The sequence below is a fragment of the Bradyrhizobium sp. genome (genome assembly GCF_036009065.1).
In the GTDB taxonomy this organism is placed as follows: domain Bacteria; phylum Pseudomonadota; class Alphaproteobacteria; order Rhizobiales; family Xanthobacteraceae; genus Bradyrhizobium.
Map to the genome: position 1 here is coordinate 1 of NZ_DASYMN010000090.1, position 14,263 is coordinate 14,263.

A 14,263-nucleotide genomic window follows, 5' to 3' on the forward strand; every position below is an offset into this window, starting at 1 on the left:
TGATGTCGGGACATCGGCGGAATCTACAAGCGTCGCCGATTCCCTGCAACGTGAGGCGGGCTGGACTAATGAACGCCGACCTGCCCGGCTTCCCAGCCGATCATCGCCTGCTTGCGGGTGATGCCCCAGTGATAGCCGGTCAGCGCGCCGCCCTTGCCGAGCGCGCGATGGCACGGCACCACGAACGAGATCGGGTTTTTTCCGACCGCAGCACCGACCGCGCGCGAGGCCTTCGGGCTCTTGATCCTGTTGGCGATGTCCGAATAGCAGACCGCGCGGCCCATCGGGATCTTCAAGAGCGACTCCCATACCCGCACTTCGAAATCGGTGCCGATCAGAACCACGCGCAACGGCTGGTCCGCGCGCCAAAGCTTTGTGTCGAAGATGCGCTGCGCCAGCGCGGCCGTGCCGGCGTGGTCCTCGACATAGGTCGCGCGCGGCCAGCGCCGCTGCATGTCGGCAAGCGCCGGCTGCTCGTCGCCTGGATCGGCAAAGGCGAGCCCTGCAAGGCCGCGGCCGCTGGCGATCACGATCGCCGTGCCGAACGGCGAGGGATGGAATCCGTAGGCCAGCGTCATGCCGGCGCCACCGTTCTTCCATTCGCCGGGCGACATCGCCTCATGGGTGACGAACAGGTCGTGCAGCCGGCTCGGGCCTGAAAGCCCGGAGTCGAGGGCGGCGTCGAGCACGCTGGCCGAATCGCGCAATAGGCCTTTGGCGTGATCCAGCGTCAGCGCCTGCATGAAGGCCTTTGGCGTGAGGCCGGCCCAGCGGCGGAACAGATGGTGCAGCTCGTCGGGCGTCACGCCGGCGGCGTCCGCCATCGATTCGATGGTCGGCTGCGCGCGCCAGTGCTCTGAGATGAAAGCGATGGCGCGCCGCACCGAGTCATAGTCGCGCAGCGCGGCGTTCTGGGGGCCCGGCTTTGTGAGGCGGTGGTCATTTATGGCAAGGTTCATCATGCTTACCGATGTAGGACGATCGCGGCGTCAGAACCACCCGATTCCCGACAGCATTTTAAGCGATCGGATTATAGGTCGGGCCGCGCTTGGCGGCCTGCAGAGCAGCGGTTAGGGCTTTGGCAAAACTAGCTTTTTCGTCCGCTCCGAGAAAGCTCGCAACCGAGACTCGACGGCCGCGCGAGACCAGATAAAGTTTCTCGATGCCGAACTCGGCGTGGGTTTTTTGATCGAGCCGCACCCACAGCGGATTGAGCACCCACTCGACCACGTGGCCGCGGTGGCTGACCCGGCGCACCCGTAGCTCGGACGGCGTTATGGTAATTTCTTCAATGGCTTGGGCGCGGCTAAAATTGACACGAAAGGCCCAATAGACCACCACGACATCGAGGCCGAAAAAGCCGAATACCGGCCACGCGCCGATCAGCGTAAAGGCAAGCCCGGCGGCGAAGCTGACCACGGTCAGCAATCCCATCAGCACCAGAAAGCCGTTGCGGCTCAATGACCTGTGCGGCGTGAGCTGTGCCGAAAACAGCGCCGGCTCTGCACTTTCGATGTCGTTGCGTGCGGTCATCGCGCTTAAGTATACATGATCATGGCGAATATCACCCGCAGCCCTCCGAAGCCGCAAGAACCGGCCGTCAAAGAAAGCGGCTTGACGGCCAAGGGCAGCGTTGCGGCGAACCCAAGGCAAAATAAGGCAGGCGAATCTCTTGGGGTCAAATCAGGGCAGGCCGCGGTGGCGAAAAAATCACCGAAGGCCTCGCGCAAAACGTCGATCAAACCCTGGACTGCGGCCGAGGTGCGCGAGGCCTTCACCCGATTTCGAAAGGCCAACCCCGAACCGAAGGGCGAGCTGGAGCATCTCAACCCCTACACGCTGCTGGTCGCGGTGGTGCTGTCGGCGCAGGCGACCGACGCCGGCGTCAACAAGGCGACGCGCACGCTGTTTGCCGTCGCCGATACGCCGCAGAAGATGCTTGCGCTCGGCGAGGACAAGGTCCGCGATTATATCAAGACCATCGGGCTCTATCGCAACAAGGCGAAGAACGTCATCGCGCTGTCGGAAAAGCTGATCGCGGAATTCGGCGGCGAGGTGCCGCGCACCCGCGCTGAGATCGAGTCGCTGCCGGGCGCCGGGCGCAAGACTGCCAACGTCGTACTCAACATGGCGTTCGGCGAGCGCACCATGGCGGTGGACACCCACGTGTTCCGCGTCGGCAACCGCACCGGACTTGCACCCGGCAACACGCCGCTTGAAGTCGAGCTCGGGCTGGAGCGCGTCATCCCCACCGAATTCATGCTGCACGCGCACCACTGGCTGATCCTGCACGGCCGCTATACGTGCCTGGCGCGAAAGCCGCGCTGCGAGGTGTGCCTGATCAACGACCTCTGCCGCTGGCCGGAGAAGACGGTTTAGGCGACCGGAACGCCACTCTTCCGCACAGGCTCGATCAGTTCAGGTCGCGGGCCACTCAATCGCTTGTGCATGTGGACCATGAACGCCATGCCGAACAGCGGCGTCGCCAGGTTGACGATCGGGATCGAGACGAATGCGGCGATCACCAGCCCCGCGGTGAACACGATCGCCGCGTGCTGCTTGCGCATCGCCTTGGCTTCGGCGGGCGAGCGAAACCGCATTGCCGCGAGCTGAAAATATTCGCGCCCGAGCAGCCATGCGGTGGCGACGAAGAACGCGATGAAGCCGGCGCCGGCCACGAATACGAAGGGCAGCGCGATCAGATAGACCAGGATGGTCAGAGCCGCGGTCTTGACGCCCTCAGTCATGGCAAGCCCGACCGGCAGCGCGGTGCCGGGCCGCTCCGCCGGATAATGCGCGCGCTCGACATGCTCGGCGACGTCGTCGACGAACACGCTCGCCACCAGCGAGGTGATCGCCGGCATCAAGAACACCGCGCCCAGCACTACGCCGAGCCCGGCCGCGATCGAGACGATCCAGGCCAGGATATTGAGCGGGGTGTGAAAGCCAGGCCCGAGCCAAGCCTCGAGCCAGACCTCGCCGGAAGTCGCGAACCAACTAAGCAGCCGCTGCAGCCCGACCGCCAGCACCGCGACCAGCACCAGCGCCAGGGCGATGGACCGCCACAGGATGGTGCGCATCGGCGGCGACAGGATCTGGGAGAGGGCGGTGAAGGCGGCGGTGAGCATGGGAAGTCTCTACGGAAACTTTCGTGGAGGTGGGGTGGCGGGCCAATGAGACAAGGGGCGAGCCAAGAGTTCGATCAGGGCCAAAGTCAATTTGACCCTTTTGCAACCGGGAGAGAAGGGTTTTGCGAACTGAAAGTTGCGGCATTGCATTTTGCTCGCGCTCAAATAGAATTGAGATCCACTCATCGGCTATTTCTGGCCGCACAACACATAACTACGGATTATGCCTCTCTATTCAAAGTTGGCTAGCCCAAGCGCTTTGGGTGCAGCAACAGCCCTCGGCGCTGGTTTCACTGCATTCTTGCTTTGCTTGATTTTCGAACTAGTGGTGCCCGCAACAACCGGCTTTGTAGGAAATTATCTCGGCGAAAAGAACCTCAATCTCAGATCCATAATTTTATACGCGACCGCCGGCGGAGTGCACTTGGTGCTTTGCACCGGAGGTATTGTATTCTTTTTACAGCAACTGAGGACATCCGAGTCAAAGCTCGAGATGAAGCGGATACTGGTCGGGATTTTGATCTCATTTTCCGTAATATCCTCGATTATTCTTATTGCCTGCTATTTCGACATAAATATAGTCCGGCACTCGTATCTTGAGCGCATGAAACCCCTACAGACCGATGCGCGCCTTTATTTCTTGCTTGCGACGACTACGATTCCTTTTGTTAATTTCGAAATTCATCCATTCGCGTTTTTTCCGCTACTTCTGGTCATTTTTGGAATTGCCGTGGCGGTAACGGCCTGCTTCTGGATCTCGCACAAGGCGATTAGATTTGCCGACAGGGCAGACGGACTCAAGAAGGCTGAAATAATTGAACTGAAGCGAAGCGTCGGACAACTCCTAGCTATAACCTCTACCATTTTTACGACAAGCACGATTGCCACAATCGCGGTGATGCAAATAGGACGCGATTGGATTGAAAAGGGAAGCGTACGAGATGCTTACGTCCAAAATGGCTACGCAATGAGTATTTTTTGGTCGGCTTGCTACACGTCGGTGACCGTGCTGATTGTTTTGATACCATTGTATTGGATTGCCGGCTACACGAAGCGAATTCAGAGGCAGGCGAAATACTCCGGCGGTCGAGCTGGCTTCTTCGATCAGATATATGAAGTCGTGTCCTTTAAAGCGGTTTCGCAAGCAGCGGCCGCAACGCTGGTCCCCTTGTTCACTAGCACTATGGCCGCGTTATTTGGAACATGACTTACCACAACCGAAATATGCCGTGGCTCATTCCTGCTGCGGAAACCCAGCCAACTACATGGCTATTCTTGTTGCAATCGAAGTATTCGTAGCCCACGGGAATCGAACAAGTCGCGAGATTCCCAAAGTGTTCAAAGCAGTTTTTTAGCGTCCCATCCTTCAGATGATGGTGTGAGGCTCGTCGAGGTCCCGTTTGGGACACAAGATGGGGCAATACGACATCTGGTCGATCATATTCAGCTATGTACTTAATCAAGATACCTTGGGCTTGCCGATAGCTTTCGAGAGCCATTGATGGCATATATGACACGAAGCAGTTATCGGCCAATTTTGGCGATAGCCGCGGAGAATCGACAAACCGATCAGCTCTTAAAAGCGGAACACAGCAGATGTCAGCCAATTTACTACTCGACGTGTATACGACCTGAGGTGATTCATCAGCAAGCGAATCAATGATTGTTACTGATGCTGCTTCGCCCATAGTGAGGGCGGCTCCCTTCCAAAGAAAATCCTGTTCATCTCTTATTGTGAAGCACTCAGGATAGACTCGGCCGGGTATTTCCATTGGGAATTCTGCCGACACGATGGCACAATAAGGAGCTTTTGCCGTAGCAAATTGCGATGCCACTTGGGTGGCTGTAAACCAGCCCATGCAAGCGTCGGAAAGATCAAGGCAGCGGACGCGATCTAATCCGAATTTTTGAGCAAGCAAGCTAGCATGAGAAGGCTCTGCCACGCCCTTGTCGATTCCGCAGTAGATAAGCGTACCGATTTTGGCGGCTTGATCAGGATCGAGCTTTGCGAGGCAATTTTTCCAGGCTTCTGATATATGTTCGATTGGCTTAGTGTTTCCGGTCCGCCAACGCCGATGTTTCGCGCCTGCCTTTTCCAGAAATTGCCTGGTCATTTGCTCAAGTTTAATGTGAGTGCCAACATAACTTTCTTTGGAGAGCCTGAGAACAAGCGACACAACGTAATCGTTTGTGGCAACAAACTGAGGAACGCTCGTACCAATGGCTATAATATGGGGCATAATCCGTAGTTATGCGTACTCCTGCGTAAGGAAAAAACCCCGACGATTAAGTCGCGGTAACTGCAATTTCAGCGCGCGGCACGTTTACCACGAACGCAACGAAGCGATCACAGAGCGGCCGTTATGACGCATCTTGAGTCTGCGGATCGGGCGCGTCCCGACCCCCAAACCGGAGATCTCAAACATGCTTCTCGACGCCGCGGTCACCGATTTCCTGCAATACTGTTCAGTCGAGCGGCAGCTCTCGCACCACACCCTCCAGGCCTATGCCGGCGACCTCGGCGATTTTCGCCGCGTCATGCCCATGGACGCATCGCTTGCCTCGATCACCGAGGCCAGCCTCACCGAGTATCTCACCGACATGATCGACCGCAGGAAGCTTGCGGTTGCTACGGTGCGCCGCCGCTTTGCGTGCCTTCGCGCATTCGTGCGGAGATTTGTCGTTCTCGACCTCACGCCCGACGTATTCAGCCGCTGGCGGCTGCAGCTGCCGCGGCGAAAACGGCTTCCCCGTGCGCTTTCCGCGCCTGAGGTGTCATCGCTGCTCCGCGGGTTTGCGTCACGCAAGCCGGCAAGCGAGGCCGGCCGCGAGACGCGGTCCGCCACCGCGGTCCGCCTCATGATCGCGACCGGCATCCGCGTCGGCGAGCTGTGCAAGCTTCGCGTCGACGATGTCTCTCCCGATGGCCGGTCGTTGCGGGTTCACGGCAAGGGCGCGCGCGACCGGGTCGCCTATGTCTCCGATGTCGGACTGCGGGCCGATCTGGAAAAACTGGTTCGATGGCATCGAACCAACGGCAGCGCCGCGGGCAATCTGTTCCTGAACCGGCGAGGGCTGCCCTTAAAGCCGCAATCGGTTCGCTCCGAGCTACGCCGTTATTCGACCAGGACGGGCGCCGCGCGCCGCATCACGCCGCACATGCTGAGGCATACGGCGGCGACGCTTCTGATCGAACGCGGCGTCGATATCCGGTTCGTGCAACGGCTGCTCGGCCACTCCAGCATCGCGACGACCGAAATCTACACCCACGTCTCGGACGAGGCGCTCCGAGTGACGCTGGAGCGCGCCGACGTCCTGGCGATGTTTGCCGCCTAGCCGAGCGCGTCGTCCTTGCGGGCCTCACGCGTAAACGTTTCAGCAAGGGTCGGCCGCGGCAATTTGCCAGCCCGGTCATGTCACCTCGGTTCTAGCCGAGTGGCGATCCGCGATGATAGATCTTGAAGATTGTATCACGGATGCACGCGATCATCGATCAGCGATGCGGAGTGCACCTTGGGAGGAGATCATGCAAAAAATCGGATTGATCGCGGCGACTATTATCGCCTTTTCATTCGGGCCTATCGAAGCCTGGGCACAAATGCCAAAGCTAAAACCTCTAAACGGCGCGGCCTATGAGGAGGCGGTTTGCCGCTGCCGCAATACGGCCAGCGTCAAGGGCCAGGGAACGCCCCGTTGGGCGGAGTGCATGGGACGCCGAGACTTCAAGCAACTGGGGCCCGACGGAAAGCCGGTCGACATTCCTCCCAATGCCGGCGATTGGGTTAAGTGCAAAAAGAAAGGCTGACGATCAGGCTACGCGATCGCCGAAAAAGTTCTTCAAATCAAATCAGGCGTTATCGCTCAGCTGGTCATGCCCGGCCTCGTGCCGAGCATCCACGTCTTGACTGCACTTGGGCGAGAAAGACATGGATGGCCGGGACGATCCCGGCCATGACGAAACCGCCCGTTTGCCCACCCTAGCTCACGCTCACCACCAGCGCGTAACTCTGCGGTGTCACGGCAATGGCGTGGACAACGACGGAGACGACCAATTTCCGGCGGCCAGATGATCATGGTCTCCTGCTCGACATTGTTCTTGCGGTCGAAATCCTTCGACCCGTCGGGCGCGTTGCCGTGGCGCTCCCTGTTGCCGGCGACAACGAGGAGGTCGAGATCGTTCTGCAGGCCCTCGCCGGGCGGATCGCTCCAGACCAGGGTCACCTGGCAGGAATTGGAGTGTATCCGCGCCTTGTCGGTTTTATAGGGAGGACCGAACAGCTTTCCAAGGTCGTCGGGCAAGCCGCCGAGGTCCCCACGCTGGTCGAGAACCGACTGCAACACAAGTTTCGCCGCCGGCGCGGTGCCTCGCGCCGGCCCGTCGCTGGTCGATACGCCGTCACCCAGCGCGGACCCTGCCGCGGCGCAAGGCCGATCCTGCCGGCGCCTCCGGCACCGCGCGGACCGCCGGCGCCGTAACCGGTGTCTCGCCAGCGCTTCCAGCCCGAGCCCTATGCTGCTAGCGTCGCCGCGGAAGACAGCTTTACCACTCCTCGCTTTAAGTAGATCGTTGGGGGAAACTCGATGCCGATCGACACAAGGGAAGAGTTGATCAATGCGCTGCATGAGGCGTGCGAGATCGAGCATGGGCTGCTTGTTCAGTATCTCTACACCGCTCTGTCATTGAAAAAGAGCCTGGACGAAGGCCTCAGCACCCGTCAACAGCGGCTGGTGCGGGACTGGGAAATGGATATTCTCCTGATCGCGCGCGAGGAGATGGGGCACCTCGCGATCGTCTGCAACCTGCTGGCGGCGATCGGCGCGCCGGCGAAGTTCGACCGGCCGCCGATGCCGCGCAAGATCGACTATTATCCCTTTCCATTCGACCTCGTGCCGTTCGGCGATGAGGCGCTCTACCGTTTCCTGGTGTTTGAGCTGCCGCGCGGAATGCCGAAGCCGCCGCCGCCGGGCGCCGACCTTTCACCGACGCCAATGGCGGCGCGTGCCGCCCTCGCACCCGAACCGATCGATTTCAAATTCATCGGCGAGCTGTACGCGCAGATTGCGGACGGGTTTCGCGCAATCCCCGAAGAGGTGCTGTTCATCGGCCCTCCGGAAGCGCAGACCGACGACAACTGGTCGGACAATGTGCTGGACATCGAAGCGGTGACGAACCGGCGGCAAGCGCTGCACGCAATCGAAAACATCATCGAGGATGGCGAGGGTACGCCGGCCGATCGTACATCGTCGCACTACAACCGCTTCATGAGAATCCGGCAGCGATATTTCGACGAGGGCCGGTTCGCCGCGGCGCGGAATCTTCCAATCAATCCCGCAACCCTCAAGAACGCCAAGGCTTCGGGCCAGGTCGTCCTGATCACCCATCCGACGACGCTGGCGGTCGCGGAACTGTTCAACAGCGTCTATGGCCTGATGCTGCTGCTGCTGCAGGTCTACTTCTCGATGGCCCCATTGGCTCGGGACCGGGCAAACGCCACGGTGCGGGAGCAGCTGAGGTTGTCCTCGCAGCGCCTGATGAGTATCGCGCTGAGGCCCATCGGCGAAGAGCTGACCAAACTTCCCCTCGGCGCGGATGGCGGCCCGCAACGCGGCGGGCCGCCGTTCGAAATCTACTCGGAGATATCGGTGCCGCCCTATGCTTCGGCGCGCTGGAAGATCATCGTCGAACGCTTCGACGTCATCATCGCCGAATGCGCGGTTCTCTCTGCCGACGTCGTGCGGCTGGGTCCGATCGGCGAAACGCTGGAGATCATAAAGCGCGACTTCGTGGCCGCCACGATGGAGAGTGCGTGATGCTGCTGATACAGTTCGCCGGCTGGGCGCAGTGCCGCCTGGCAACCGATCCCGATCCGTATGACGAGCCGCGCGGTGTTTCCGGGTACATACGCGCTTATGCCGGCGAACCCGACCTGGACCGCATTATCCGCTTCCAGGATCCGCCCTTTCTCCGCAAGCATACGCCGATGGTTGGGGTCAGCGTGCGGACCGTGAGCCTCGACGGCACCGCCTTGCCCGACCATCCGCTGGTCGGCGCTGCCGTGAACCTGCATGGCGATTCGAAATTCGAAGGCCGCAACGGCGCGGTTTCCGAGGATGGCGAGGAGCCCATCTCGCCCTTCGATCTTGGCTTCTCGGTGGGCGGCGACAGCTTCTCGCGCGCTACCGTGCCCACCGATCCGGCGTCGCCGTTTCGCGAATTCAACGCCTCCGACCTCAAATTCGACGAGGGGTTCATCACGCAGGCAACGGGCGTTGAATCGATCACGGCGGCATGGAGCGACAGGCTGGACAAGCTTCGGGTCGACGCCGAAAGCGCGACCGACGAGCTTCCCGCCATCGAGGAACGCATCGAGTATCTCGAACGTGCGCTCGCCGCCGCCGCGCAGGGTGTCGGCGTGGCAGGATTTTGGGCCGCCCGGATGATCTGGGATTACGAACTGAAGTCCAGTGTTGCCCAGAGTAGCGGCGGGACCGGGGCGTTGCTGCCGGACTTCGATCCGACCGACCGCCCTTGGCCGGTGAACTTCTGGTTCGGCGGCTGGGACTCGGATGCGCAGCTGTTTTTCGTCCGAGGAACATTATCGATCGCGTCGACGCGGTCGACGCCGCGTTTGACCATGCGGCGACGGCCGGAACGCATGATGGATATCGATCGCGCAACCTGAGCACATTCTCAACGCCGGCGGAAAACCTCAATGCGGCCGAGCGGGGTTTTCAGCTCATCCGCCAACGCATAGTCGTTGTCGAACCGGGGTATCGGATTTGGCGGCAGGAAGTAGCGATCCCGGTAGATCAGCACGAGCAGGGGTTGCCGGCCCGGCTGCCGGTAGAATGCTTCGTATGGCGACAGCCATTTATCGCCGCCCGGCACCGCGTATGCGATCGGCATGCTGAGCCGCGTCGGCATCGCAAGGATCAGTCCGGGCAGACGTCCGAGAATGGCAATGGGCGGCTTGTTCTCCAGCAAGGGGTCGATGCGCTCTTGCACCAGGCGGAGCAGCGCGGCGTCATCCGGAAGCAATGCGAGGCCGGAAAAGAAACCGCCGGTGATGTGCTCTCTCGGTGCGTCCGGCCGGCCGGGCAATTCGCCGTAATAGGAAAACAGCGATGTCGACAGCACGGCGGCGATCGCGGCCGAGACCGCAATCAGGCCGGCAACGCTCGAGGATTTCGCGGCCGGACGGCCCACGACCGCAAGCGCCGCCGCGGGCAGAGCCCCGATCGAAAAATTAAAAACAGAGTTGGAAGCCGTTACGCCAGTCGTCAATGCCGCGAGCAGCGACGTCGCATAGACAAGTCCGATCGCACGCTCTGCCCGGCCGGCGTTAGTCCGCAGCCCCGAAAGCAGACCCAGACCCGTGAGCGCGGCCAGCGTGACCGCATCATGTGAGCGCGCGTACAGCGCAGGGGCGGTCACGAAAAGAGCGGCCAGGACGGCCACGGTTGCCAGCCGTGCGAACAGCGGGAAGCGACGGCGCGCCACACCGATGCCGATTGCGGCCACGCACAGCAGCGAAAACGCGAAATTCGCTGCAAACAGGTCTTGCACGAAGGCCAGTTTGCGGCCCCATCCATCCGCGTCAAAGGCGGTGCCGGTAAAGATCACGCTGTCACGCAGGCGGGCGAAGGTCAGCGATAGTATGACGAGCGACCAGCCGGCGCACACCGCAGCGCCGGTCATCGCCGCATAAGATAGCGGGCGCGGAAAACAGCGATCGCCAACCCACAGGCCGAGCAGACAAAGCGCGCCCAGCGGCATGATCAGCGAAGGATAGGCGATGGTCGCGACGGCCCAGGCGGCGGCCGAGGCGATCAGCCACCAGAACTGTTCGCGCGTCCGGCCGTCGACCAGGGCGGCAACTCCGAGCGAAGCCAGCGCAATCGTCAGTGCCTGTTGGCCCAAGGTGTTGTAGGACGGCGCCGGCAATCCGAAGGGAACGAATGACAGGACGAATATTCCTCCGGCCCAGGCCAGCAGCCGATAGCCCAGTCGTTTCAGGAAAAGGATCCAGCACAGCGCCGACGCCGCGGCGCCGGCCAGAAACAGTACGCGCAGAAAAAGGAACAAGCCGTCGCTCGAACCCTTCAGCGCGGCATATGCAAGCGCTGCGGGATAAACCAGCAGCGCCGCGGTCTGATGAATAACCAGAAACGAGGAGGTCGCTATGCCGCCTTTCAACCAGTCATCGATGAAAATAGCGTAATACGATTCATCTCCGAGATCGGCTCCCCGGGTGATCCGGATGGCGAGCAGCCCCAGCAGCAGCGCGAACGCCGCGATGCCGGCTGCTTCTCGTTTTCCATACAGTCTGGCCGGCAGTGCCGCGCATGGGAGTCGCATCTAGTTTTCATGTCCGGGACACGAGGATTTTTCGCCGCCACTCCGCTGAAATGAAATCATGATCGCCTCCTCCGCGCGAATACTACGGCGGAAAGTCGTGAAGAACAGAGCGTCGCCATGGCCGTCAAGTCAAAGGCGCCACCCTGATCCGGCGGCGGATCGAGCCGCTGCTGCTTACAGCTAACGCATTGCTGAACGATGTCAGCCGTTGACTTCGATCTCGTTGAGCTCGCACCATTCGCGCAGCGCCCGTTCGGTGGCTTTCGATTCGAAATCGTCCCAGCGCTTGAGAGCCTTTCTTCGCGTCAGCAGGGCTCGAAACTTCTGGTACGCGCCACGTCTGCCGAAGATATATCGGACCTCGTCGAAGTCGTTCGGCAGAAACTCGCGCGCAAAGTCCAGCACCAGCGGCTTGCCGAGATCGAGCTCCCGTTTGCCGGGAATCGCGACATAGTTCTCATCTTTCTCGATGTCGTCCGGCAATTCCTCCCCGATCTCGTCCAGACCGGAAAGTTCGGAACGCCAATAGACCTTGCCCGTCCGCTTGCACAGCAAGGCCTCATTGCTGCCATCGCTGCTGACGAATTCGAAAGCGAACAGTATGTCTTCAAAGCCGGTGGGCATCGGCAGAAAAATCCTGCTGCGGCAAAGAGCCTTATCCCCAGGATATTCGATGCGCCGCCGCTCCACCAAGCGGAATCTTCACGTGTATCATGGCGCTAGTGCGAATCACCGGAGCGCTGGCGGCTCGAAGCCGTTCCATTCCTGAGGCCTGCAATCATGGCGAGACAAACAAAGCCGAAGCCGGTGTTCGACGTCGCCAAGCTTCGCAGCGCGGCCGCGGCCAAATGCACCGTATATTGTCTGGAGGAACTCGCACAGGCGAGTGAAAAGCCATCCTCGCCAAGCCCTGGAGGCGCATCAGCATCGTGTGACCAGGCTGTTGTAAACAGGCGGCAACCAGAGTTACACGGAAGCGCAGCGGTTGATCAAGCGGATGCGGATCATCGCTGAACAGGGCGGCGCGGCGGACGGTCAGGCAGCATTCGAGAGCGGTCGGCTCGTAAAGCACCATGCCAAACGCAATTTCGTCAAGCTGATGTCCGTGATCCGGCTACTCATTGAGGGCGACGATGAGGAACCTGGCGGCGGCTATTCTTTGTGCCTCCTTCCACTTCGGTTGAAGATGGTAACTCCTGCCAGCACCATAGCGTGCGCAACTCGATCAATCTGCCACCGCTAGTCGGACGCGGCGCGATCGCCTTCGCGCGCGGAATCGCTTTCGCTGGTGTCTTCACCGTGCGAGCCTGCCGGTGTCGGTGCGCCGCGGAACCGAATGACGATGCCGATGATGTCGACCTCGACCTTGAGCAGGTCAAGCTCGCGTGTCATCTCACGCAATTCCTGTCCCTTGCGCGCGATCTCCTCCGAGACATCGATGGCCATGTTGCGCTCGGTGACCCCGCCGGTACTGCCGGTGAACATCTTGGCCTTGATCCAGGCCAGCCGCGCCCGCTGGGTATCGCGCGCAAACTTCTTTTCCACGAATTGTCGGCGGGCTTCGCTGTAGGCCGCCAGCAGTTCCACCTCGGTCATCCCGTACAAGGCGTCGGCTGAAAGGCACATGACAGCGGGCCGGGGCTGGTTGAGATCATGGGTGAACTCGCCGATTTCGATCAGGCCTTGTCCCCAGAATATTCGACGCGCCGCCCCTGCACCAAGTGGAATCTTCGGGTGTATCCTGCAGCGAGCGCGAATCACGTGAGGAGGTCGGCCATGGCGGTGAATATGGCGCTCAAGCGCGCCCGCAAAGCGCAACGGCGCAAACAAGTGGTGGCGCAGAAGCGGCGGGCCGAGGCGCTCGACGCCGGCCTGCCCGCTCGCGTACTGAGGGCGGCCGAGACGCCGATCCAGCACTGCTTGCTCAGCGCAGACTTGTTCGAACTCGGCATTGGGACCATGATTCTGGCGCGCGGCGTTACGCGCCACCATCTCGCGGCCGGCGTCTTTCTGCTCGACGTGTTCTGTCTGGGCATCAAGGATGCGATGTTTAAATCGCTCGAAAGCGATGAGCTCGCGATGTATGTGGAGGCAACGAATGCCGGCTCGCCGCCGGTCTCTCTGCAGCCGGGCGATGCCCGCAAGCTGCTACGCGACCTTGCCGCGTGGTCGCAATCGATCGGGTTCGTGCCGCACCGCGACTTCGCCGCAGTAGAACGGATTTTCGGTGGCATAAGCGCGGATGAAAGCGAGGCGGACTTTCCGTTCGGCCGCGACGGCAAGCCTGTCTACATTCCCGGCCCGTTCGACAGCGCCACTGTCGTCCGGCGGCGGATCGAGCAGCTGCAGAAGCACCTCGGTGACGACGGCTTCGGATTCGAGACGGCGGCCTAAACAAGCTGCGTAGGGTGGGCACAGGCGCGCAGCGCCGTGCCCACCAATCCCGAATCGCACCACATATACCCCCGTCATCCTGAGGTGCTCGCCCTCTTGGGCGAGCCTCGAAGGATGGAAGCGGGCGCTTGTGGCCCATCCTTCGAGGCTCGCCGTGAAGAACCGCGAGCACCTCAGAGTCTGATTCAATATAAGTCGTTGTCATATCAGGCTCTAGCCAAGCGGCGGGAGAGTTGACGGAATACTTGCAATCAGGACCCAGGCTTCCGCGCTGGCAATGGATGCCTCGAAGTCTTTGGCAAGCCGTCGGTTACGGCCGAGCCAGGCAAACGTACGCTCGACGACCCAACGTCGCCGCTCGGCCTTGAACGTTCCGACGCTC

15 protein-coding genes and 1 pseudogene are annotated in these 14,263 nt (G+C 60.9%); 7 read left to right on the top strand and 9 right to left on the bottom strand.

Annotated features, from left to right (window positions below; translation table 11 throughout):
- Window positions 1-65 precede the first annotated feature (65 nt).
- Both VGP39_RS05525 and VGP39_RS05530 read right to left on the bottom strand, forming a co-directional pair.
- Entirely contained in the window at window positions 66-962 is an 897-nt protein-coding gene (locus VGP39_RS05525) for a bifunctional helix-turn-helix domain-containing protein/methylated-DNA--[protein]-cysteine S-methyltransferase (protein WP_327567100.1), read from the bottom strand.
- Window positions 963-1,017: 55 nt separating this feature from the next.
- Complete coding sequence (locus VGP39_RS05530) at window positions 1,018-1,533, bottom strand: DUF2244 domain-containing protein (RefSeq protein ID WP_327567101.1); 516 nt, start codon at window positions 1,531-1,533, stop codon at window positions 1,018-1,020.
- 21 nt (window positions 1,534-1,554) lie between these two features.
- Here VGP39_RS05530 and nth point away from each other — a divergent pair, with 21 nt between their 5' ends.
- Entirely contained in the window at window positions 1,555-2,379 is an 825-nt protein-coding gene (nth, locus tag VGP39_RS05535; RefSeq protein ID WP_327567102.1) for an endonuclease III, read from the top strand.
- On the opposite strand, the gene VGP39_RS05540 is transcribed toward nth, so the two are convergent.
- Window positions 2,376-3,128 carry a sulfate transporter family protein gene (locus tag VGP39_RS05540; RefSeq protein ID WP_327567103.1) on the bottom strand — a complete coding sequence of 251 codons (753 nt, stop codon included), beginning with the start codon at window positions 3,126-3,128 and terminating at the stop codon, window positions 2,376-2,378. The two genes, nth and VGP39_RS05540, sit on opposite strands and share 4 nt — an antisense overlap.
- 223 nt (window positions 3,129-3,351) lie before the next feature.
- Here VGP39_RS05540 and VGP39_RS05545 point away from each other — a divergent pair, with 223 nt between their 5' ends.
- Entirely contained in the window at window positions 3,352-4,335 is a 984-nt protein-coding gene (locus VGP39_RS05545; protein WP_327567104.1) for a hypothetical protein, read from the top strand.
- 1 nt (window position 4,336) lies between these two features.
- On the opposite strand, the gene VGP39_RS05550 is transcribed toward VGP39_RS05545, so the two are convergent.
- Window positions 4,337-5,305, bottom strand: a complete 969-nt coding sequence (locus tag VGP39_RS05550; RefSeq protein WP_327567105.1) for a hypothetical protein — start codon at window positions 5,303-5,305, stop codon at window positions 4,337-4,339.
- A gap of 247 nt (window positions 5,306-5,552) precedes the next feature.
- Between VGP39_RS05550 and VGP39_RS05555 the strand changes: the two genes are divergently transcribed.
- Together VGP39_RS05555 and VGP39_RS05560 are read left to right on the top strand one after the other, a co-directional pair.
- Window positions 5,553-6,464: a tyrosine-type recombinase/integrase gene (locus VGP39_RS05555; RefSeq protein ID WP_327567106.1), complete on the top strand. Its 912-nt coding sequence runs from the start codon at window positions 5,553-5,555 to the stop codon at window positions 6,462-6,464.
- A gap of 190 nt (window positions 6,465-6,654) precedes the next feature.
- A complete protein-coding gene (locus VGP39_RS05560; protein WP_327567107.1) occupies window positions 6,655-6,933 on the top strand; it encodes a hypothetical protein in 279 nt (92 codons plus the stop codon).
- A 56-nt stretch (window positions 6,934-6,989) separates the two neighbouring features.
- Here VGP39_RS05560 and VGP39_RS05565 read toward each other — a convergent pair whose 3' ends face one another.
- Window positions 6,990-7,466, bottom strand: coding sequence for a hypothetical protein (locus tag VGP39_RS05565; protein WP_327567108.1), 477 nt, complete (start codon window positions 7,464-7,466; stop codon window positions 6,990-6,992).
- A 243-nt stretch (window positions 7,467-7,709) separates the two neighbouring features.
- Between VGP39_RS05565 and VGP39_RS05570 the strand changes: the two genes are divergently transcribed.
- Window positions 7,710-8,939: a ferritin-like domain-containing protein gene (locus tag VGP39_RS05570; protein ID WP_327567109.1), complete on the top strand. Its 1,230-nt coding sequence runs from the start codon at window positions 7,710-7,712 to the stop codon at window positions 8,937-8,939.
- On the top strand, window positions 8,939-9,811 hold the full coding sequence (locus tag VGP39_RS05575; RefSeq protein WP_327567110.1) for a hypothetical protein: 873 nt from the start codon (window positions 8,939-8,941) through the stop codon (window positions 9,809-9,811). The genes VGP39_RS05570 and VGP39_RS05575 overlap by 1 nt, the downstream gene beginning before the upstream one ends.
- Before the next feature lie 8 nt (window positions 9,812-9,819).
- Here the strand turns inward: VGP39_RS05575 and VGP39_RS05580 are convergent, their stop codons facing one another.
- From VGP39_RS05580 to VGP39_RS05590, 3 genes are all read right to left on the bottom strand, one after another.
- Window positions 9,820-11,487, bottom strand: a complete 1,668-nt coding sequence (locus VGP39_RS05580) for a hypothetical protein (RefSeq protein WP_327567111.1) — start codon at window positions 11,485-11,487, stop codon at window positions 9,820-9,822.
- A gap of 201 nt (window positions 11,488-11,688) precedes the next feature.
- Window positions 11,689-12,177, bottom strand: coding sequence for a hypothetical protein (locus VGP39_RS05585; protein WP_327567112.1), 489 nt, complete (start codon window positions 12,175-12,177; stop codon window positions 11,689-11,691).
- A 549-nt stretch (window positions 12,178-12,726) separates the two neighbouring features.
- Window positions 12,727-13,083, bottom strand: coding sequence for a hypothetical protein (locus tag VGP39_RS05590; protein ID WP_327567114.1), 357 nt, complete (start codon window positions 13,081-13,083; stop codon window positions 12,727-12,729).
- A gap of 57 nt (window positions 13,084-13,140) precedes the next feature.
- Between VGP39_RS05590 and VGP39_RS05595 the strand changes: the two genes are divergently transcribed.
- The gene (locus VGP39_RS05595; RefSeq protein ID WP_327567113.1) at window positions 13,141-13,881 is read left to right on the top strand and encodes a hypothetical protein; all 741 of its coding nucleotides are present in this window, start codon (window positions 13,141-13,143) and stop codon (window positions 13,879-13,881) included.
- Between the two features lie 206 nt (window positions 13,882-14,087).
- Here the strand turns inward: VGP39_RS05595 and VGP39_RS05600 are convergent.
- Window positions 14,088-14,263: pseudogene (locus VGP39_RS05600) on the bottom strand (transposase); the annotation flags it as partial.

Coding starts and splice junctions, on each gene's coding strand:
- VGP39_RS05525 (WP_327567100.1), bottom strand. CDS start 962: ATGATGAACCTTGCCATAAATGACCACCGCCTCACAAAGCCGGGCCCC.
- VGP39_RS05530 (WP_327567101.1), bottom strand. CDS start 1,533: ATGACCGCACGCAACGACATCGAAAGTGCAGAGCCGGCGCTGTTTTCG.
- nth (WP_327567102.1), top strand. CDS start 1,555: ATGGCGAATATCACCCGCAGCCCTCCGAAGCCGCAAGAACCGGCCGTC.
- VGP39_RS05540 (WP_327567103.1), bottom strand. CDS start 3,128: ATGCTCACCGCCGCCTTCACCGCCCTCTCCCAGATCCTGTCGCCGCCG.
- VGP39_RS05545 (WP_327567104.1), top strand. CDS start 3,352: ATGCCTCTCTATTCAAAGTTGGCTAGCCCAAGCGCTTTGGGTGCAGCA.
- VGP39_RS05555 (WP_327567106.1), top strand. CDS start 5,553: ATGCTTCTCGACGCCGCGGTCACCGATTTCCTGCAATACTGTTCAGTC.
- VGP39_RS05560 (WP_327567107.1), top strand. CDS start 6,655: ATGCAAAAAATCGGATTGATCGCGGCGACTATTATCGCCTTTTCATTC.
- VGP39_RS05570 (WP_327567109.1), top strand. CDS start 7,710: ATGCCGATCGACACAAGGGAAGAGTTGATCAATGCGCTGCATGAGGCG.
- VGP39_RS05575 (WP_327567110.1), top strand. CDS start 8,939: ATGCTGCTGATACAGTTCGCCGGCTGGGCGCAGTGCCGCCTGGCAACC.
- VGP39_RS05580 (WP_327567111.1), bottom strand. CDS start 11,487: ATGCGACTCCCATGCGCGGCACTGCCGGCCAGACTGTATGGAAAACGA.
- VGP39_RS05590 (WP_327567114.1), bottom strand. CDS start 13,083: ATGACCGAGGTGGAACTGCTGGCGGCCTACAGCGAAGCCCGCCGACAA.
- VGP39_RS05595 (WP_327567113.1), top strand. CDS start 13,141: ATGGGTGAACTCGCCGATTTCGATCAGGCCTTGTCCCCAGAATATTCG.